The sequence below is a fragment of the Niallia taxi genome (assembly GCF_004005475.1).
Taxonomy (GTDB): Bacteria; Bacillota; Bacilli; order Bacillales; family Cytobacillaceae; genus Niallia; species Niallia taxi.
The window spans coordinates 16,627-38,010 of sequence record NZ_RZTZ01000007.1 but is presented as its reverse complement, the minus strand read 5'-3'; the positions used below and the strand labels follow the sequence as shown (position 1 = coordinate 38,010).

The following is a 21,384-nucleotide window of genomic DNA, read 5'->3' as shown; positions in this document are numbered from 1 at the left end:
GGTTAAGAACTAAATTTATCGTCTTGCCTGATCGTCCTTTTTGTTTTTCTTGCTTGCTTTCTCATGCTTTGCAGTGTTTTTGTTGCTGCCGTTCGATGAAATGATATTTTCATTTGTCGAACCAGAATTGTTTTTCTTGTTAAAATAGTTGCTTGTATTTTTTGAGATTTGAACATTTCCCTTTAAACGGATATCAGATGAAGAGCTTCCAACATAAATTGGTACATTACCAGTAGGCGTTACCCATTCGTTTTTCGCTTCATCATAATAAGAGAATGCTTTTGGATCAAGCTTAATTGTCACTTTTTTTGTTTTTCCAGGTTTTAATTCAACCTTTTCAAAGCCTGCCAATTGCTTAGGTGCTGTTTCTGTATTTGTCGGTAGTTTACCTGTGTATACTTGAACGACTTCAGAACCAGTAACATCACCAGTGTTTTTAAGGTTCAATGTAACTTCAACTGCTTGATCCTTGGCTTTATTAGAACGAGTCACCTTCGTTTTTAGCTTCTTATAACCAAATTCAGTATAAGATAGGCCATGTCCAAAGGAGAAGGCTGGTTTAATGCCATCCTGTTCAAAGCCACGGTATCCTACAAAAATGTCTTCTGTGTATTTTGTAACTTCGTCAACACCAGGATATTGTTCTTCTGAGTTAACTGGAGTTGAATCTTCATCAACAGGGAAAGTAACAGGAAGTTTACCTGATGGATTTACATCACCGAATAATACATCAGCTATAGCATTTCCTTGCTCCTGCCCAGGGTACCAAGCCTGTACAATGGAATCTACTTTATCCTTCCAATCGCCCATTTTAACAGCAATGCCGCTTTCATTCACAACGACAACATTTTTATTTACTTTTGCTACTTCCTTTATTAACTGTTCTTGGTTATTCGGAAGCTCCATATCAGAACGGTCTACATAACCTTCACTATCATATGTTCTTGTAACTATTACTGCAGCATCTGACTTTTTCGCCAATTCAACTGCATCTGCAATGTTTTTGTCGACAACATTGTCACTAGCTTCCCAACCGAAGCGCAATTGACCGCCGTTGTCATTACCAGTTGCATCTTTATAGTCTGTTTTATACTCAATTTTAACATCATAGTTTTTGCCTGCTTCTAAAGAGACTGTCTTTTCAACTGTACCCAACTTCTCTCCAGCATTATCAATCACTAGATTTCCATCAATATACACTTTGCTTGAACCATAGCTTGTAGTTGATAGTGTATAATCTCCAGATTTCGGTACATTAATTACACCAGTATATCTTGCAGACATCATGCCGTTTAAGCTTGTTGGCAGGCTGTCTAATTTGGATGATTGAGCGTTAAAGCCTTCATAGTTATAAAAACCAAGGTTTAAGTTAACTTGTTTAGCAGTATGCTCAAATACTGGATCGCCTTCCATGTTTTTATTAGACCAGTATGTTGCCTGTAGTCCATTTTCATTAGAGCCAGCTTGAGGCAATAAGAAAGAAGAAGGGACTGCATTTGGTCCTGGTAGAATATCACCAGCACTGATTGAGTCTGTTCCAGGTGCATAATCTACTTGAATATCTGATCCTGCACGGCTTTTAATACCTTCAAGAGGACTAACAGTATAAGTTGGATTAACTAGTGAGCTTCCGCCGCCAGCCGCTGAAGCAGTATCTGCATCAGGTCCAATTACTGCAAGTGAATCTAATTTATCTGTATTTAATGGCAATGTTTTATTGTCATTTTGTAGCAATACCATTGTCTCTGCAGCAATTTGACGAGCGATTTCCCCATGTGCAGCTATATCAATCGGATTATTCTGTGCAGGATTATCAAATAATCCTTTGTCAAACATTTGGTAAAGAATACGATAGGCACTTTGATCAATTGTTTCTTCTTTAACTTGTCCATCAGCTACTGCCTGCTGTAATTCATCGCCCCATAATCCGTAAGGCTCTCCAGGCGTTTCTAAGTCTAAGCCTGCATTAATAGAATTAGCAGTACTAACATTGGCACCATAGTCACTCATGACAAAACCTTCAAAGTTAAGATTGTCTCTTAACAGATCTGTTAAAAGATCTGGATTTTCACATGCATATGTACTGTTAACCTGATTAAAGGAGCACATTACACTTCCAAGATCAGCATTCTCAATAACACTTGCAAAAGGTCTAGCATAAATTTCATTGATTGCACGTTCGCTTGCTTGAGAGTCGCTTGTGAAGCGGTCCTTCTCTTGGTTATTCAATAGGTAATGCTTGGCTGTAACCAACACATTATTGCTTTGCAAGGCATTCACATAGCTTGTAGCCATTTGCCCTTGCAAATATGGATCCTCACCTAAAGACTCAAAGTTTCTGGCACCAAAGGCATTTCTAGCAATATCTAATCCAGGACCAAGCATTACATTATGCGTTGTGTTATGAGCTTCGTTCCCGATTAAATCTCCATATTTCTCCGCTGTTTCTGTGTTCCATGTTGCCGCAAGTCCGATTGCGGAAGGTAATGCGGTAGATTGTTTATTTTGGACTTCCGGATTAGCTATTCGAACACCAACAGGTCCATCAGCCATCTGCAACGCAGGAATACCATATTTGTCTAATCCTTCATTATAAAATCCATAATAGTTGTTGACATTACCGGTGATAAAGTCAATTTTATCCTCCAATGTCATTGCTTCCACTAATAATTGAGCTCTTTCCTTTGCAGAAAGATCCTTGTTCATCCATGGAAAAGCTTCCGCAGATGTGCTCAATGGAGCAACTGCGAAACTAAGCACCATCATAAATAAGATGCCAAGTATCGTCAGTTTGCGTTTCCCCTCTGATAATACAGTCATTTCTCCAACTCCTTTTTTTTATTGAATGGTCCTGTAATATTTGTCTCTAACTCTTAGGACCTATCCCTTGAACACCTAACATCATAGCGAAATGAGATGGAAAGACCATAGATGGATTGTTGTATTTTTGAAAAGTAAAAAAAGAGAGAAATTAGCTATCAAAAGGGAATATATTGAAAGTACATCCTCTAATCTACATTATTAAATTGTAAATAAAGGAATGCCCTACGTTTACATAGAAAATGACCAATTAACTATTGTAATTATTTATTTGTATAATTATTACAAACTATTCAGACATGTTAGTAATACAATAGAAAATAAATTGTAAAAGGACGAGATGAGCGTAATTTAGTGAAATAAAGAGTGGGGAGTTTGTAATATTGTTACGCCTTTTAAGCGTGGAAAAAGGATATATAGGCTAAACTTATTGAGGATTACCAGATGCAATTTTTGTGGTCTTATCCTATTTTGAATAATTTAATGTTAACTAAAGCCCAACCGGGTAGGATGGGCCAGGCTCCTATTTATTTTTTGCAATTTCATTCCTATTTGGTGCAAGTGGTGGTTGTTCTAACCATTTATTTTTAACCATAAGATCGAACCAATTTTTTGTAACTAAAAGATTTTGTAGAATAGTCTTCTCATATGTGGCTACAAGATCTGTTCTCATGGCTGAAGCTAGACCAGCACCATGGTAATTTTGAGCAGCTTGAAACAAGAAGCCCATATGGTAAAGAATTAACTTATCAGAAAACGGTGATTCAGTAGAAGTGGTTACTTCTGTTTCCAGAGACTTTGGCACTGGTAGGTTATCTGCTTGAAGTATTTTGGCTAATGCCTTAATTTGACCATCCGCTGTTTTTTCTGATTCAATCAAAAATTTCCTCACGTCTTTGGTTCCTGCTATCTGTGAGAATGCAATCGAAAGTGTTTTAGCCATAATACTTTTCTTAAGATTTAAGGACAGACTTATAATTTCGGTTGCGGCAAGGGTTCTACCTTTCCCAAAAAAACCATCAGCAAAATCTTCATTTGTAACAAAACTTGGGTTTTCGTTCGAATAGTATAGGGGATCCCTTTGAAATAGACCTTTTTCGAGTAATAAATCAATTGTTTTATGATACATTTTATTTCCGGCTAGACTAGAGGAATCATAGTGGCTTCTTAAGTCTTTTCTGACGGAGATACATAGCGCTGTATTATGTCCTAATATTCCATGAATAGTCATTATATGTAAATAGTTTAGACAGAACGCATCAGAAAATAATCTTTGTTTTCCTATATATAAGTCAGTGTCATTAAAGCCAATGGGAACAGGAAATCCTTCTTCCTTAAAAAAATCACCAATCGCTTTCTTTTGTTGCTCAAATGTTTTGATAGCAAGCTGGAATATTTCTTTTATGTCTTTATCTTCTATAATAGAATACATATATTTATTCACAGTATGTGTTGCTGTTCCATTGATATACTCTGCCCATAAGGAGCCTATTTCAGAAGATGTTAATGCTGATTTTTTCATATGATTCACCTCTATATTATAATATCGTCAGTTAGAACTTCCTAAGTCATTGCGCCTGCAGCCAGCAAGTATCCTATATGCTAGGAAGAATACAAAGTAGCGAAGGTAGTAAGGAAATTTATTCCCAAAAATTTTAAGTAGGCTAGCTACTAAAAACGAGAAAATAGGTGAGGAATATCTTTTTTTAAGAAATTCAAGTCAAACCTTTCATATAATTCCCAACCTCGAGTGAATTATTCTACAGTGTGTTTTTTTGTATTAATACATATCGAAACAAGTTTCTTCTGTATGGTATATTTTAGAAGCCTCCAATGGAACGCTCAGGACAGTATTTTTGATAAATTCATATTTAAGAACAATCACGGAGCTTTTGGAGAGAAAGAGATAGTTAAATCAGAAACTTTAGAAAGAGAGCGAGATAAATGAAGGGTTATAGCTACAATGAATTTCTCGAAGACTTAAACAGGGGACATGAGATTCATTTTATTTATAAAGAAGAAAATTATTACATTAGTGGCCAAAATTTTTGGAAATTCAATGATGCAGACAGCGAAATAGCAGGAGAAGATACGAACGAATTACTCCAAAAGGTTAGACTAGAGGGAAAAACCCTTATGGAGTTATGGAATATAATTGAAATTAATATTATTTTTTAACCCTGCCTGAAAATGAATAGTAGTGCTTTATTGAAGAAAGTCTATTAATAAAATAACTTCTAAAAGGGCAAAGCCTGTATTCACAACATATTTGCCCTTTTATCTAATTATCTACATGATTATTTTCATAGAAGAAAACTTGGTTCTTATGTCTATTTTGTAACCCTAGTTGGTGGAAATTATCTTAACGGAAATGATAAATAAATTTAGCTGGGGAGGGACTATTAATGTGAAATTGTTTGTAAGACAAACCACAAACAGATATTAGCCACTATTGTAAGGGCCTAAGAGGAATTCCAGCAAATTAAGTGTAGAGTATTATAGGAACGATTAGTTGAAAGAAACTAATAGTATCAACAGTTCATATATAGTGTCTATATATAGCCACTATATATGAAAATCAATCCGTTATTTTATTCATAATTTACTTAATAAACTATTAGATTAAAGCAAGTACTTTACAAGAGGTCGCTAAGTTAAGACCCAACTACTCACTCTTTACAAAGTGTAAATATTTGGTAGAATTGTCAGGAGGAGAGGGGATTTTGTCTAAGCAACTAGTGGGGAAAATGATTGCTGAATTTCTTGTAGGTATTTTACTTATACCTATATATACTCCATCAAAGAATAAAAATCAGCATCAATAATTAGAAACCCATAACTAATCAAATGCAAGTTGCCTTTAGCAGCTCTTTTTTTATAGCACTCTATAATCTGAATTTCTATTAAGTAAATTCCTTTTTGGGGAGTAGAACTTATTTTGAAAAATATAAGGTGTATTACTGGGTATGAAAGTAATCGTGGTTTGAAGTTAAAGAATAAATAGATAGTATTAGAAATCCGGAGCGATTCTTCATGCTAGAGAAATAACGTAATAATATATATAACTAATAGGGAGTATATACATGAAAGCTATTCTAATTATTATGCCTGTACTTTTAAATATTTGGATTGTCTTATTACAGGTAGATTCGGTATTTCCATCTTTACTAGCGGCCTTAGTAGTTGGATTATACAAGGGCAATCGAATTGGTCCTGATATAAAAAATATCTTTAATATTGGGAAAGTGAATTACTCATTAAAAAATCCGGTAAGAATAGTGGAGCTAACTTCTGCCACGTTGTTATCGCTTAGCACTGATATATTATCCCTAGTTCATTTTTTTAAGGATGGTTTGTCTTCAGATGAATTCATTTTTTTTTCAATAACATTAGGCTATTCAGTTATTTTTGGCTTTATTTTATTTAGATTTTTATTTTTATATATTCTTCAAGATCATAGTAAAGAGTCATTATAAAGTTCAGGCAAAAGGAAGAGCCTGAATACAAATGAACAACAATAGAATAAGTCTGGTACTTTAACAGGAGCGTTAAATTCATGAAAAATGTCTAAACCCTTGAAATATAAAGGATTAGACATTTTTTTTTTCGTATTTAAGAGAATAGAAGGTAAAATAAATTTTTGTCTGAGCCTGGTTGCACAAAAAATATCACTTAATTAGGGTGTTAAGCCTTCGATTACCTTATCTATATTCCATTTGATCATGGAGATATACGTGTCTCCAGGTTCCCCTTGTTTGGCGAGGGAGTCTGTGAAAATCTTTGAGTGGATTGGTACGTTTGTTTCTTTAGATACGGTCTCCATTGTTTTTGGATTGACACTTGTTTCAACAAATAATGCTGGCACTTTATTTGTATTAATTATGTCTACTATTCTATTCATTTGTTCAGGAGTGCCTTGGCTGTCAGTATTAATTTCCCAGATAAATGCAGATTCAAAGCCATATGCTTTGGCGAAGTATTTAAAAGCACCTTCACTTGTTACAAGAATGCGTTTATCCTCAGGAATTTTAGCTATTTGTGTTCGTGCATATTGATCAATCTCTTTAAGCTCGGCAACATACTCTGTTTTATTTTGTAAGTAGTATTCTTCATTGTCGGGATCAGCTTGAATGACTTGTTTGGTAATTACATCTACATACTTGATGGCATTTTGAATATCTAACCACGCATGGGGATCTTCCTGCGATTCTTTTCCTTTTTCACTTAGATAAATTGGTGTGACCTCTTCAGTGACAGGAAAGGCCACCGCTGATTTATCGGTAACCTCGAGAAGATCTTGAAACCAGCCTTTTCCAGTTTCCAGGTTGAATCCATTATAAAAAACCAAATCTGCATTGGATACCTTTTTAGTATCATCTGGCAACGGATCATACATATGTGGATCTGTTCCAATTGGAACTAAACTGTAAACTTCTGCTTTATCACCAGTAATATTCTTGACCATATCCGCAATAATAGAATATGTTGCAACAATTTTAATGGTTTTATCATCCGTTGAGGAAGTTTGTTCTCCATTAGAACAAGCCGTAAGTAAAAGAATCATAGTGGCGATTAATCCAAGCATCATTTTTTTCAATTTAATAACCTACCCTTCGTAAAAAAGTTGTTTTTAGGAGAAAGAATGAACGAAATAGCAAAGCCTGTTACACCGACCAACACAATCGTGGCGCTCGTTGGCAAATTAAAGTTGAAGCTAATCCAAACACCTATTACACCAGAAAGTGCGCCATAGAGAGAGGCAAAAACAATCATATGAAATAACTTTTTGGTCCATAAATAAGCTGTTGCGGCTGGGATAACGAGCATGGCAATAACTAAAACTATGCCGACCTGTGATAAAAAGGAAACAGTCACAAAGGAGAGTAGTGTCATAAGCAAGTAGTGATAGAAAGTAGTGTTGAGACCAGATCCTTTTGAAACAATAGGATCAAAAGAGCTTATGAGAAGTTCTTTGTAAAATAAAGTAACTATTCCGATAACGATAAGCATGATGATGAAAGATTGTGTTATTTCAGAGCTAGGAACTGCTAGGATATTTCCAAATAAAATATGAGTTAAATCAAGCCCACTTCTTGCGAATGTAATGAGTACAATGCCTAGCGCAAAAAAGGAACTTAAGATAATACCGATAGAGGTGTCACTTTTAATTGTGCTTCGATTCGTAATGAACTGAATTAAAATAGCCGCAAGTAAACCAAACAAGGAAGCACCAAATAATATGTTAATTCCCAATATATAAGAAATGGCAACACCTGGTAATACTGCATGTGAAAGTGCATCTCCCATTAAGGACATCTTCCTAAGTACAATGAAACTCCCTAAAACGCCTGAAACAATCCCAAGAATAATGGAGGACAAGCCTGCATTCAACGCATAAGTAGGAATATTCAGTGAATTACTCAAAAATTCAATCATGGTGACCGTTGTCTCCTATCCCTTTAATTTGAATGTTTCCTAATGAAGAGCCGTATGCAGCTTTAATGTTTTCAGTTGTGAAGGTTGTTGTTATATCCCCAAAAGCAATCAGCTTTTTATTAAAGATGATTACCTTATCGAAGTATTCCTCAACTTCATGTAAATCATGGTGCACCACAAGGATTGTTTTTCCTTGCTTCTTCAGCTTTTTAAGAAGCTGTACTATAATTTTTTCACTCATTAAATCGATACCTACAAATGGTTCATCTAGGAGAAATATGTCTGCTTGTTGAGCCAATGCTCTAGCTATAAATACTCTTTGAAGCTGACCACCAGACAAATTACCGATTTGTTTGTCAGCAAGATCGCTTATTTGCACCATGTCCATACAACGTTCCACATGCTCTTTCTCCATTTTTCCAGGACGACGAAACAGTTTAAGTTTAGGATAGGTTCCAGTTAAAATTGTCTCCCTAACAGTAATAGGAAAAGTCAGATCCACTTCACTTTTTTGTGGAACATAAGCGATATCTTTTTTGGACTGAGAAATAGGTGAATCATTAACTAGAATAGTTCCACTGCTTTTTTTAATGATTCCCAATAAAGCTTTTAGAAAGGTGGATTTACCTGCGCCGTTAGGTCCAATAATTCCGATGGAGTGTCCTAAGGGAATATCAATATGAATGTCCTGAAGTGCGTGATTGCCAAAATAGTCAACATTAAGCTCCTTTACTTTTAACATTTTTCCATACATCCTCCTTTTGGTTTGAATTAAAGTCAATCGATAATATTGCTTAGAGTTAAAATATATGCAAAAGAGACAAAAAGTTTCCCTGGTGCAAAAATAATTCTTTTAACCAATATAAATTTTGTTGATTATTATTGTCAAGAATTATGGGCGTTTTTTCTGATAATATTTCATTTAATAGGTTTATTGGTCTATTAGTAATATTTAATAGAAGAATTGAATAATTAAAAGGTTAATAAGGTTCCCTACTAATTTCTAAGGATTATAAGAGATTAATTTTCCAAAAAGCATTATTATTAGCCAAACTTGCACCTTAAATGAATTACTAGCGTCAAACCATGGTGTATTTATGTTCCTAGAGTAGATTCATATATAATATAGATTCAAAAAAAGGTTCCTCAAATTGAAAAAGATGGTTACTATATGGAGTAGGTTGCATGTGGACACACAAAAAACATACCTGTCACTTAAGTTATTAATAAACTGTGGAATGACATAAAGGAGTACAACATGAGAAAACGCGGTATTACCGTAAAATTATTCGCAATAACAGCGATATTCTTTTTGGCGTTTTACGCCATGATTATGATATTTCAGCTATTATTCTTTGATCGGTTTTATCAGCATCATAAAACGAAAGAAGCAGCTGAGCACCTGCATCAATTAGCAGAAGGTTATGTGAAAGAATCTTGGAGCGAAGCAGAATTTATAAAACAGACCTTCTCTTATATGAAGGTAACAAAAAGCCCTGTAACAGTTGTCGATGCAGAAGGTTTTCAGTTAGTTCAGGATCCGTATAATATCATGCTTGAAACAGGAGATGGAGCAGTAATAGAAGTATCGCTTTCCTTGCTTGTCGCAAATTATGGAAAACAGGTACAAGCATTGGATTTCAGAAATGGGGATACATTGATTGTCGAAGGAGAAGTAGATGAAGGAGATTCTTCCGTTATTTATCCATCTGTAATCCATAAGGATAAATTTAGTGTCGGTGAAGACCCTGATGATGATGAGATTAAAATCGAAGGCAAAGTAAAGAGCGTATCTCTGCCTAAGGATGGAATGATTAATAGAGGATTAGGAATTCTTTATGATGCACTATTAGAATGGTTTCCGCTAAAGGAGGAGCAGATAAAGCAGCTATCTGATGGAGAAAGCTTGCAGTTGAACTGGGTAGAGTCATGGAGTGGAAAACATAACTTAGTACTTATAGAGCCAATCAAGAAAGACGGGGAAATGCAATATATGTTCTCTGTCACATCCATTCAGGAAATCAAAGATACCAATGAAGCACTGCGGATTTTTTATGTGTATATTGGGGTTGCAGGCTTCATTCTTATTATTTTACTGTCGTTGTTTTTCTCCCGTATTGTTAGCAGACCACTGATAAAGCTTAATGATATGGCCAAAAAAATGGTTAATCTTGACTTCTCTTTAGCTAAACCGATTCAGCAGAAGGATGAGCTAGGGAGTCTTTCTAACAATATGCTTGTTATGGCAAAAAATCTGGATATTGCATTAAATGACCTGAAGCAAGCCAATAAAAAGCTGAAGCAGGATATGAAGAAACGAGAGAAGATGGAAAAGGAGCAGCGCGAGTTTTTCGAGCATGCATCACATGAATTGAAGACGCCGCTGAGTATTGTCAAAAGCTTTGCTGAAGGATTGCAGGATGGTGTCAGTCCAGATAAACGTGACCATTATGTGGAAGTGATTATTGAGGAATCAGAAAAGATGGAAGTGCTGATTAAGGATATGCTGGATTTGGCTAAGTTGGAGAACGGTGCTATTAAACTAAGAAAAACATCCTTTTTACTCAGTGAAATGATTGAGGTATTGGCATATAAACTATTCTGTATCGCGAAGGAGAAAAACGTAGTCATTGAAATCATGCCAAAGAATGAGCAGCATATTTTAGCGGATTATGAGTGGATGGAGCGAGTTATGCAAAATCTTCTTATGAATGCGGTGCGGCACAGCGAGCCTGATTCTGTTATTGTGATTCGCATCGGATTGGATCAGACAAATGGCGGCAGTATCTTTGAAATTGAAAACAAAGGCAAGCAAATTCCTGAAGAGCATTTAGAAAACATTTGGAAACGTTTCTACCGAACTGAATCTTCACGAAGCCGAATGACTGGTGGTACAGGATTAGGGCTGGCGATTGTTCAGCAAATTCTTGATCTGCATGCCTTTCATTACGGAGCGGAAAATATGCCTGATGGTATGCGTTTCTACGTACAATTCAAATAATGGGAATTATTTCTTATTGGACACATGAAAGACATATAGCCTTGTTAATATCTATAAATTGGAAGGAAGGTTCACGATGGAGAAGAAAGTATTGCTTGTCGAGGATGAGGTGAGAATCCGCGAAGTAGTAGCTGATTATTTCAAGAAGGACGGCTGGGAAGTTTATGAAACGGATAATGGCAGCAGTGCAATGGACTGGTTTGATGCCATTTTTCCAGATTTAATCATTCTTGATATCATGATGCCGCAAATGGATGGATTTGCTGTTACTAAACAAGTACGAATGAGGTCTGGTGTACCGATTATTCTTCTGACAGCGAAATCTAGTGATGATGATAAAATTCAGGGATTTGAACTAGGAGCAGATGAGTATGTTACAAAGCCCTTCAGTCCAAAAGTATTGGTAGCACGAGCTAATTCCTTAATGAAGCGAGCAACAGAACAGTACCGGCCGACCGGACATATGGTTAGCTTTGGTGAGGCTGTCATTAATACAAAGTCACATCAGCTTCAGCTTGAGGGCCAACAAGTCGAATTGGCGCCAAAGGAATATGACTTATTGGTGTTTCTACTTCAGCATAAAAATATTGTTCTTTCACGCGAAACGATTTTGAATCACGTATGGGGCATAGACTTCGACGGTGATAGTCGAGTTGTTGATACACATATTAAAAAGCTAAGAGCTAAATTAAGCTGCGAATCACATCATATTCGGACTGTTATTGGAACCGGCTATAAATTTGAATGAAATGGATGGAGAGAGAAGATGAATAAGCTTAAACAGCTGTATACGCACACGGGTATCCGGTTCGCATTACATACATGTTTTTATTTGGCAATTCTTGTTACCTTGTTCTTGATGTACGGCTTCCATACGGCCAATACAGGCAACTATATTTATAATGATTTCTAAATGGAGTAGATAAAAAAATGAAACTTTTAACACGTATTGCACAGCATGCGGCAACAAAACCGGAACAGACAGCATATCGGACAAATGATGAGGTACTGAACTACAAATTGCTTTGGGACAAATCGAGCAGACTAGCTAGCTTAATCCACGCCATGCAGTTCGAGCGACAGACACCAGTCGTAGTATATGGTCACATGGGAATTGATATGCCGATATCATTCCTAGCATGTGTACAGGCAGGTCATCCTTATATACCGGTTGATACATCCATTCCATTGGAACGGGTGCGTCTTATCGTCGAAAAGTCTGGTGCAGCATTAGTAATTAATACAACAGATAGCAAGCTGGATGTCGACAGTATTCCCGTATTACAAATGTCTGAACTGCAGGTGGAACAACAAATGCCGATTAGTCATCAGTATTGGGTTGAACAGGATGAAGTTTTTTACATTATATATACATCTGGCAGTACTGGAAATCCAAAGGGTGTTCAAATAACCGCAGCAAATTTGCAATCCTTTACCGATTGGATGACAGATGACTTTCCTTTAGGTGAAGGCAAAGTATTTCTGAACCAGGCACCTTTCTCCTTTGATTTATCTGTAATGGACTTTTATCCTGCCCTCCAAAGCGGTGGTTCCATTCATACATTGGAGAAAGAGGTAATCAATAAGCCTAAGGTTTTATTTGAAAACTTGAGTCATTCTGGTTTGCAAATCTGGACTTCAACGCCATCCTTCGTGCAAATGTGTTTTCCAAATCCGGACTTTAATCAAACGATGCTACCAAAGCTTGAGGTATTCCTTTTCTGTGGGGAGGTACTGCCGTTAGCTGTGGCCAAGGAGCTGAAAGCACGTTTCCCACAAGCAAGGATTTTTAATACCTATGGTCCAACAGAAGCAACTGTAGCTGTGACATCTATTGAAATTACCGAGGATTTACTTATACAAGAGAAGGCACTGCCAGTTGGCTACCCAAAATCTGATATGCGTATTTTGGTTGTAGACGAATTCGATAATTTATTGCCAGAAGGTGAAAAGGGAGAGCTTATCCTTGCAGGGCCAAGCGTATCAAAGGGCTATTTAGGTGAGCCGGTACTGACAGAAAAGGTGTTTGGCAAGATAAATGAAATGAGTGCTTACCGTACTGGGGACGCAGGCTTTATTCAGGATGGAATGGTGTACTGCCAAGGCAGACTAGATTATCAAATAAAGCTGCATGGCTATCGGATGGAGCTTGAAGAAATTGAGTTCCACCTTAATCAGTCTGATTATATTCAGTCTGCCATTATTATCCCGCATGCACCTAATGAAGAAATTGAATATTTGATTGCAGCAGTTGTACCTGCAGCACATGAATTTGACAAGGAATACAAGCTGACGGCTGCTATTCGTAAAGATCTTGCTTTACGCTTGCCGGCATATATGATTCCGCGTAAGTTCACGTATCATACGGCTATTCCAATGACAATGAACGGAAAAGCTGACCGTAAGAAATTGAAGGAAGAGGTATTCGCATGACCCCATATAGCTCCTTCCTTTTCTTTATTATTCTAGGTATCTTGCTGCTGCCGACGATGATTCTCGGAATAATGGGCAAGCGCCTGCGCTATTACAACGTGTTTGTCTCCATTATTGTATTGGCTATTATATTTTCAGGCGGAAAGAACGGCTTCTATTCATTAGTAGCCTTTACTGTCCTGCAGCTTGTACTTATCAAAGGCTATATAACGTATCGAAGCACGAAAAATAGTAGTCTCGTATTCTATATAATAAGTTTTCTATCAATCCTGCCGTTGATTTTATCGAAGATTTTGCCGATTTTGGCAGTGGATAATTTAGTTAGCTTTCTTGGAATTTCTTATCTGACATTCCGAGCTGTCCAAATTATTATTGAAACAAGAGATGGATTAATAAAGAAACAGCTTTCAATTTATCAGCTTGTTAATTTTATGCTGTTTTATCCGACCATTTCATCCGGTCCGATTGATCGCTTTCGCAGATTCCAAAAGGATGAAGAGAAACGCTGGACACCGGAGGAATACAAGGAACTGCTTTATAAAGGGATCAACAAAGTCTTTCTTGGGTTTTTGTATAAATTTATTATCGGCTATTGCATTAATACGTACTTCATTATGAATCTGGATACGATAGCAGATGGCAGGTTTAGCTATCATTTGCTTTATATGTACAGTTATAGCCTGTACCTGTTCTTCGACTTTGCTGGCTATACGGCGTTTGCAGTCGGCATCAGTTATATGATGGGAATTAGGTCACCAGAGAACTTTAATAAGCCATTCATCAGCCGCAATATTAAGGATTTCTGGAATCGATGGCATATGTCATTGTCGTTCTGGTTCCGTGATTATGTGTTCATGCGCTTTGTCTTTTTAATGAAGAAAAAAAGATGGATTCAGAACAAAATGCTCGTTTCCAATCTAGGTTATATCCTGCTATTCCTGCTGATGGGAGTATGGCATGGGTTAGAAATTCAATACATCATTTATGGAGCATATCATGCTTTGATGATGACCGGATTTAATTTCTTCGAAACATGGAATAAAAAACATAAACGCTGGCCAACAGGAAGAGCAATGACAATCGTTTCTATCATCATTACTTTCCATGTCGTTTGTTTCGGCTTTTATCTGTTTTCCGGCAGACCATTTCAATAAAAGGGGATTATAAATATGGATTTTAAAGAAAAAGTACTACAAGTTATTGCAGAAGTTTGTCAAGATGATGTTGTAAAGGAAGAGCTGGATTTAGATTTGTTTGACTCTGGGCTAATTGATTCATTTGGGACAGTAGAGTTATTGTTTCAATTCGATGATCAACTGAATATCACTGTCCCAATTACAGAATTCGACCGAGATACCTGGAATACACCAAATGCTATCGTTGATCGACTGAATGAGTTGAAGTAATGAAGAAGAAGTATATGTTTGGACCAATCATTATTGCATTGGTCCTGTTTGCCGGGGTTGTATTCGTACCAGCATCATGGCTGGCCAAGCTAGTCCCTGCGGAGCGCTTAAAGGAATCGGCTATCAGTTTAGAGCCAAATATGTTTCAAGGAACCTATTTACAAGGTGAAATGCTTGAAAGCTCGACTTATATTCCAATCTATGGTTCTTCTGAATTGTCGCGCTGGGATCCATTCCATCCATCGAATTATTTCGAAGTGAATGATGCTGCGTTCACACCTTATTTAATAGGTAAAGGCGGAACAACCTCTATTATTCATGATTTAAACTTTGCAACACATGCCAAGCAATTAAAGAACAAGCAAATGGTTGTCATCGTATCACCGCAATGGTTTGTTAAGCATGGTACGGACGAGCAGCACTTTTCACCAAACTATTCTTCCCTGCAAGCGTACCAGCTTCCCTTTAATAAGGAAGTGGACGAGCAGGTGAAGCGAAAGCTGATGCAACGATTGATGACCTATAATGCAGTCAAAAATGATACGATTCTTAATCAGTTATATGATGCGTATCTCCATGACAACAGAAGTAAGTTTAATATGCTGTCAGTTCCTGCAAAGGCTTATATTTCTGTACTGAAGAAAAAGGATTTGTACTTCACACTTCAGAATGATTCCCTACCAAATCGACATCAGTCAGATGAAGTGCAGGATAAGACATGGGAGGAGCTGAAGGCACAAGCAGAGGCTTACGGGGAGAAACGGACAAAGCAGTCAGACTTCTATATTGACGACAAAGTCTATAAGCATAAGAAGGACCGCATAAAGGGGATGAAAGGAAAGAATAAAGGACATTCCTATGCAGAATCACTTGAGTATGATGATTTCCAGCTGATGCTTGATATTCTTAAGGAATCAGATGCTGAACCGCTTTTTGTTATTATCCCTGTGAATGGAGAATACTATGATTATACTGGCTTTCCCCAAAAAGGAAGGCAAGACTACTATAATCGTATAAAAAAACAAATTAATGATAGCGGCTTTACTTACGCCGATTATTCTGGCCATGAATACGACTCGCACTTTTTACGTGACACGATTCATATTGGCTGGAAAGGCTGGGCTTACTTAGATGAGGATATGCAGAAGTTCCTTGATTAATAATATGACGATTCACCTACGTGGTGAATCGTTTTTTTTGGCTATTGGCAGTCGAAACATTGTTAAATAGTTATGGAATAAACGTTGCAGGGTTATTCAACCAGAGTGATATAATACTATAAAAAAGAAAATGATAAGGAGGAAATTATTAAAAGTGGACAAAACTCTAGTAAGGGTTTACTTCAGTTTGTTTGGAGAGGAGTTTCCGATTGAGGAAATAACAGAAAGGTTAGAAATAACTCCTACTGAAACCTATAAAAAAGGCGATTTAATTCCTAATCGGTCAATACCTCTTTATCGAAAAGAGACAAGTTGGGATTTAGGAACGGGCTACCAAGTTTCACTTAATGTAAATAATCAACTTCAAAAAATTATTATCAAGTTAAAAAATAAGGCATCAATAATTAACGAGATAAAGGATGCTTACTCTGTGGATTGTAAATTCTTTATCGTCGTCAAAATAGAAGAGGGAAATACCCCAGGGTTATATTTGGATAAAGAAATAATTAAATTTGCTTCAAGTATTGAAGCTGAATTCGATGTAGATTTGTACGCAAACCCTTATTAACAGCAAAATAACGCAAACATTACACAAAGACGGCATGATAGTCCTCCTATCACATATGCCAATAACAGCATAAGCGTATGTAAAGTTAACAGAGCAAATAAGAACTATATTGTAACTAATAATGAATTGGCATATTATTGTGTTAATTCCTAGCACTATTGCAACTATAAAGATAGGTCGTAAAAAAAATAGGTTATCCCAACCATATTTACATTTGAAAAGTGGGAAATCGAGAATGCAAAAATATTAAACAGAAGTAAGAGCGATGCGTCTCAAGAAGGCATGAAGAAAAATGGTTTGACATAAATTTTACCTGCTATTATAACCGTATAAGTAAAATAAGCATACTGTAAGATCCTGTTCTGACAGGATCTTTTTTTGTGAAAATATAGCTGTAAAATAAAAGGGAGTGATTTAGCATATAGAGTCACTAGTGTAAGGGTCTATGAGGATTTTTGACGTATTTAATGTGAAATGTTAGAAGAATAACTAGTTGAAATATGCGAGTATTATCAAGGATTTGTTTATGGTGTCTATATATAGTCACTATATATGTAAGGCTATCATTGTTTTAATCATAATTTACTATTAAAGCACCTGATTTAAGCAGGTTTTTTTAAGGATGGTCACTATGTTAAGACTCCATTATTGGCTCTAGTATTTTTATATGGAGTGTCTACAGACCTAAGATTATGAAAAGCGTAAATGCAGGAAAAAAAGCATTGGCATCTATTAAGATTGCAGTCGCTTTTGGAACAGAAAATGTAAAACTTTCATTAATTCAATTTCAATAGTAAGGCATTATTACATAAAGCCAACTTGGTTTTTTCGTTGTTAAAGGTATAGCATTGTCAAAGAATCTCCAGATGTAACCATAAAGAAAAATGAGAGGATAATTGGAAATATAATATCCCCTCTATTTAATGAGTATATTGCTAACCTTTTCAATAAATAAGTTTGTTTCTCTTGCAAGCTTATTGTCGTATTTTTTAATCCAACCAAAGGTGAAAGATGTGTCAAAGAAATCTTCCGTTTCTAAAGCAATGATTTCTTCTTTATATGGAAAGTTTTGATTAAATTCGGCTGAAATGTCATGCCCGATTGTTATAGCGCCGAGTTTTATAATAGTATTGGTGATTATTTGTGTATCTGTAGTTTTAAGAAAAATATTAATAGGTCCATATAAGCGGTGGAAATCTGATGTAAAGCTATGTACATATTCATCTTTATATAATACAAATAATTGTTCTTTCAGCACATTAGGTTTAATGATTTCCTTTGTTTTAGCTATAGCTGAATCTTTTGAAGCGAAGACTAACAGTTTTCCTTTTGTAACCGGAGTGAATTGAAATCCGGTAACTGCATCCATATTTTTTCTGTTGATGGCGATAAATCCAATATCAATTTTGTCATTTTTTAAATCTGCAATGATATCCATACTTGATTTCTCATTTATCTCAATCTTTAAGGTGGAGTCATTTTTTTTAAAATCTAGATAAGTATCCACTATTGGACCAATTAAACCAGGAATAACTGTTATACGCAGTAAATCATTTAAATGATTCATTTGTTTTGCTTCGTCTTCAATCTGATAGATCGCTTTTAATGCATTTTGAGATTTTGCTATTAAGAGGTCCCCTTCTTTTGTTGGTATAGTACCAGATCTAGTACGATTAAATATTTTAATGTCCAGTTCAGCCTCAAATTTGGTAATGGCTTGACTTAAAGCAGACTGACTAATATTTAATGTTTTTGCTGCTTCCGCTAATGATTTTACTTTTGCAACTTCCACTATATACGTTAACTGTTCTATGTTCATATTATCATTCCTTAAGTAAAACTTATAACATCATTAATTATATTAACTTTTGCCTAAGTATACAAATTGTTATAATTATTTTTGTAGGCACTTACATTTTATAAAATGATAAAAAAGGAGACTTTAGAATGAAAGCAGCTAGATTATATGGAAGTCAAGATCTGCGTATAGAAAAGGTGCAAGAACCAACTGTTTCATCAGGTCAAGTAAAAGTGAAGGTTGAATGGGGAGGAATATGTGGGAGTGACCTTCATGCATATTCACACGGCCAATCTCCAGAGCCACATCCAATTTCTAAACAGTCACCTCCAATCACACTAGGACATGAATTCTCTGGTACAATTGTGGAGGTTTCTGATGATGTAAAGAGTCATAAAGTTGGTGAAAGAGTTGCTATTGAACCACTTATTTATTGTGGTGAATGCTACGCATGCAAAAGAGGTTATTATAATCAATGCAGCATGGTGGGATTTGTCGGATTAAATCAGGATGGTGGTTTTGCTGAATATGTAGTAGTTGATCAAAATATGGTTCATGAGCTACCTGAAAATGTATCTTTTGAAGAAGGTGCATTAGTTGAACCAACAGCTGTTTCCTTTTATGCAGTTAGAGAAAGCGACTTGAAACCAGGGGACTCTGTAGCTATTTTTGGTGCTGGTCCAATTGGTTTGTTAACATTATTGTCTGTAAAAGCTGCAGGAGCAACAAAGATTATTGTAGTAGACATATCTGAGGAGCGTCTGGAAAAAGCTAAAGAATTAGGAGCTACTACCGTCATTAGTGGTTTGCGTGAGGATATTGTTCAACAAATCCTTGAATTGACAAATGGCGGAGTTAGTATTGCTTATGAATGTGCAGGGGTACAACCGACAATGACCAATGCAGTAGCTTCAGTAAAACAAGGTGGACAAGTAATGGCAATAGCTGTATTTGGAAACCCAGTAGCTATAGATATGGGGCAACTATTATATAAAGGTGCAAATGTAACATCAAGACTTGCTTATAGACATGTATTCCCTGAAGTAATTGATATGATTTCTACAGGCCGTTTAGATGTTAAAGGAGTTATCACAAAAAAAATTAATCTGGAAGATATAGTTGAAAATGGTTTTGAAGCATTGATTAATGATAAAAAACAAGCAAAAATATTAGTGCGACCAACAAAGTAAAATATAGGGAAGTCTCCCCTAGAGAGCCATACTTATGTCAAAATCCTGGAAATAAGTAGGAGAATAGAATTTGGCAAAATTTAAAGTAAGTCCCTTTCTATTTAAGAAAGGGGCTTACTTAATGTTGGTTTTGAATTCCTTAGCGTATATGAAGAATTTTTTAAATAAAATACACAAAATAATGAAAGCCCTTTTGATTTGTGGGTATCTTTGGTAAAGTTTACATTAGAGATGTAAAGAAATGGGAACCTGTATTACTCATGTGGAGATATTTGAAATGATTAGTTAATGTGATAAAGACAAAATGCGATTCTTTTCTATTAAGTAAGGATACGTTTTATTTGTCTTCTACAATCATTCAAGGGATTCATATAGTGTGAAGAAAAATTCAATTACCTAGACAGATACCTTTGTTTTTTTGTTCTTATAATGGGTAAAAACACATCTCTATTACACAATGATTGAATTCCTTATTTTTGTGGGGTGATTATTATGATAAATGAGTACGAAAAGGAAGAAATGCTAACGGGTGGGAATATCTCAGACGTATATCGCTCTGGAAATACAGTTCGGCGAGATTTAAAGCCAGGTAGTGAAAAAATTCATAAGGTATTGAAGCATCTTGAAAATAAAGGTTTTGATTATGCGCCAAGGTTCATAGGAATTGATGAGAAAAATAGAGAAATATTAACTTATATTGAAGGGGAAGCAGGTAATTATCCTCTAAAAAAATATATGTGGTCTGATAATGTATTAAAAGAAATAGCGAATATGCTTCGTCTTTATCATGATGCTGTGAGTGATTTCTCTTTATTAAAGGAATGGAAACCAATGGATAATACTCCAAACAAAATAGAAGTTGTATGCCATAATGACTTTGCTGTGTACAATATTATTTTTAATAATGAAAAACCAGTTGGGATTATTGATTTTGACGTGGCAGCTCCTGGTCCAAGACTTTGGGATATAGCTTATACTCTTTACACCTGTGTGCCTTTAAGTAGACTTTGGCATACCGAGAAGGGCGAGACAATACATTATAATACATTTAGAGATGCTGATCGTATAAAACAAAGAGTTAAATTGTTTTTTGAATGTTATGGTGTTGAAAATATGGATAAGGACTTTTTAGATATGGTGATTCTAAGAGTTGAAGGATTATGTAAATATATGATTAAAAAAGCAGAAGAAGGAGATATTGCTTTTCAAAAGATGCTGGATGAAGGGCAACTTGAGCACTATCAAAAGGAACTTCAATTTATTCATGAGCATGGAAAAGAGTGGATTTAAAGTTAAGTGACAGTGGGTTCCTTTATTAAGGGATTGCTTCCATTAGCAATCCCTTAGCTTTTTTATTGAGTTCGCATTCTTTTAATAGGGGCTTAACACAATAAGAGGGAATTGAATTTAATCGAATTCTTACAAACTAAAGTTGTCTAAATACATAGCTAAAGAATACAAACTGCTGTAAGTATAAATATATGAGTATATAGTATCAGTAACAATAGGAATTTATTATATTGACAAACTTTTCAAATAATTATATGATGAAAATCCTGCCAATCAATTGGT

The 21,384-nt window shown here is 35.7% G+C and carries 18 protein-coding genes; 12 read left to right on the top strand and 6 right to left on the bottom strand.

The annotated features are described in order from the left end of the window. Positions 1–15 precede the first annotated feature (15 nt). A complete protein-coding gene (locus EM808_RS17245) occupies positions 16–2,820 on the bottom strand; it encodes a beta-glucosidase (RefSeq protein ID WP_127739444.1) in 2,805 nt (934 codons plus the stop codon). Positions 2,821–3,343: 523 nt separating this feature from the next. After that, entirely contained in the window at positions 3,344–4,342 is a 999-nt protein-coding gene (locus EM808_RS17240) for a DUF3231 family protein (RefSeq protein WP_127739443.1), read from the bottom strand. Between the two features lie 422 nt (positions 4,343–4,764). Between EM808_RS17240 and EM808_RS17235 the strand changes: the two genes are divergently transcribed. Continuing rightward, entirely contained in the window at positions 4,765–4,998 is a 234-nt protein-coding gene (locus tag EM808_RS17235; protein WP_127739442.1) for a hypothetical protein, read from the top strand. Between the two features lie 905 nt (positions 4,999–5,903). Beyond that, a complete protein-coding gene (locus EM808_RS17230; RefSeq protein ID WP_127739441.1) occupies positions 5,904–6,296 on the top strand; it encodes a hypothetical protein in 393 nt (130 codons plus the stop codon). A gap of 200 nt (positions 6,297–6,496) precedes the next feature. Here EM808_RS17230 and EM808_RS17225 read toward each other — a convergent pair whose 3' ends face one another. From EM808_RS17225 to EM808_RS17215, 3 genes are read right to left on the bottom strand one after another with little or no spacing between them, the layout of a single operon-like run. Then, positions 6,497–7,417 carry a metal ABC transporter substrate-binding protein gene (locus tag EM808_RS17225; RefSeq protein ID WP_235856640.1) on the bottom strand — a complete coding sequence of 307 codons (921 nt, stop codon included), beginning with the start codon at positions 7,415–7,417 and terminating at the stop codon, positions 6,497–6,499. Then, positions 7,414–8,256, bottom strand: coding sequence for a metal ABC transporter permease (locus tag EM808_RS17220; RefSeq protein WP_127739440.1), 843 nt, complete (start codon positions 8,254–8,256; stop codon positions 7,414–7,416). Before EM808_RS17220 ends, EM808_RS17225 begins: the two co-directional genes overlap by 4 nt. Further along, positions 8,249–8,998: a metal ABC transporter ATP-binding protein gene (locus EM808_RS17215; protein ID WP_127739439.1), complete on the bottom strand. Its 750-nt coding sequence runs from the start codon at positions 8,996–8,998 to the stop codon at positions 8,249–8,251. Before EM808_RS17215 ends, EM808_RS17220 begins: the two co-directional genes overlap by 8 nt. A gap of 516 nt (positions 8,999–9,514) precedes the next feature. Between EM808_RS17215 and EM808_RS17210 the strand changes: the two genes are divergently transcribed. The 8 genes from EM808_RS17210 to EM808_RS17175 all read left to right on the top strand — a co-directional run bounded on the left by EM808_RS17210 (position 9,515) and on the right by EM808_RS17175 (position 16,824). Further along, positions 9,515–11,257, top strand: coding sequence for a sensor histidine kinase (locus tag EM808_RS17210; RefSeq protein ID WP_127739438.1), 1,743 nt, complete (start codon positions 9,515–9,517; stop codon positions 11,255–11,257). A gap of 76 nt (positions 11,258–11,333) precedes the next feature. After that, positions 11,334–12,005 carry a response regulator transcription factor gene (locus EM808_RS17205; protein WP_127739437.1) on the top strand — a complete coding sequence of 224 codons (672 nt, stop codon included), beginning with the start codon at positions 11,334–11,336 and terminating at the stop codon, positions 12,003–12,005. 18 nt (positions 12,006–12,023) lie between these two features. Further along, the gene (locus tag EM808_RS17200) at positions 12,024–12,170 is read left to right on the top strand and encodes a teichoic acid D-Ala incorporation-associated protein DltX (protein ID WP_127739436.1); all 147 of its coding nucleotides are present in this window, start codon (positions 12,024–12,026) and stop codon (positions 12,168–12,170) included. A gap of 17 nt (positions 12,171–12,187) precedes the next feature. Next, complete coding sequence (gene dltA, locus EM808_RS17195; protein ID WP_127739435.1) at positions 12,188–13,690, top strand: D-alanine--poly(phosphoribitol) ligase subunit DltA; 1,503 nt, start codon at positions 12,188–12,190, stop codon at positions 13,688–13,690. Continuing rightward, positions 13,687–14,844 carry a D-alanyl-lipoteichoic acid biosynthesis protein DltB gene (gene dltB, locus EM808_RS17190; protein WP_127739434.1) on the top strand — a complete coding sequence of 386 codons (1,158 nt, stop codon included), beginning with the start codon at positions 13,687–13,689 and terminating at the stop codon, positions 14,842–14,844. The genes dltA and dltB overlap by 4 nt, the downstream gene beginning before the upstream one ends. 15 nt (positions 14,845–14,859) lie before the next feature. Beyond that, the gene (dltC, locus tag EM808_RS17185) at positions 14,860–15,096 is read left to right on the top strand and encodes a D-alanine--poly(phosphoribitol) ligase subunit DltC (protein ID WP_127739433.1); all 237 of its coding nucleotides are present in this window, start codon (positions 14,860–14,862) and stop codon (positions 15,094–15,096) included. Then, positions 15,096–16,256 carry a D-alanyl-lipoteichoic acid biosynthesis protein DltD gene (gene dltD / locus EM808_RS17180; protein WP_127739432.1) on the top strand — a complete coding sequence of 387 codons (1,161 nt, stop codon included), beginning with the start codon at positions 15,096–15,098 and terminating at the stop codon, positions 16,254–16,256. Before dltC ends, dltD begins: the two co-directional genes overlap by 1 nt. 154 nt (positions 16,257–16,410) lie before the next feature. Next, a complete protein-coding gene (locus EM808_RS17175) occupies positions 16,411–16,824 on the top strand; it encodes a DUF4279 domain-containing protein (RefSeq protein ID WP_127739431.1) in 414 nt (137 codons plus the stop codon). 916 nt (positions 16,825–17,740) lie between these two features. On the opposite strand, the gene EM808_RS17170 is transcribed toward EM808_RS17175, so the two are convergent. Continuing rightward, on the bottom strand, positions 17,741–18,643 hold the full coding sequence (locus tag EM808_RS17170) for a LysR family transcriptional regulator (protein ID WP_127739430.1): 903 nt from the start codon (positions 18,641–18,643) through the stop codon (positions 17,741–17,743). Between the two features lie 128 nt (positions 18,644–18,771). On the opposite strand from EM808_RS17170, the gene EM808_RS17165 reads away from it, so the two are divergent. Both EM808_RS17165 and EM808_RS17160 read left to right on the top strand, forming a co-directional pair. Beyond that, positions 18,772–19,812, top strand: a complete 1,041-nt coding sequence (locus EM808_RS17165) for a 2,3-butanediol dehydrogenase (protein ID WP_127739429.1) — start codon at positions 18,772–18,774, stop codon at positions 19,810–19,812. A 495-nt stretch (positions 19,813–20,307) separates the two neighbouring features. Further along, complete coding sequence (locus EM808_RS17160; RefSeq protein WP_127739576.1) at positions 20,308–21,102, top strand: phosphotransferase; 795 nt, start codon at positions 20,308–20,310, stop codon at positions 21,100–21,102. Positions 21,103–21,384: the final 282 nt, after the last annotated feature.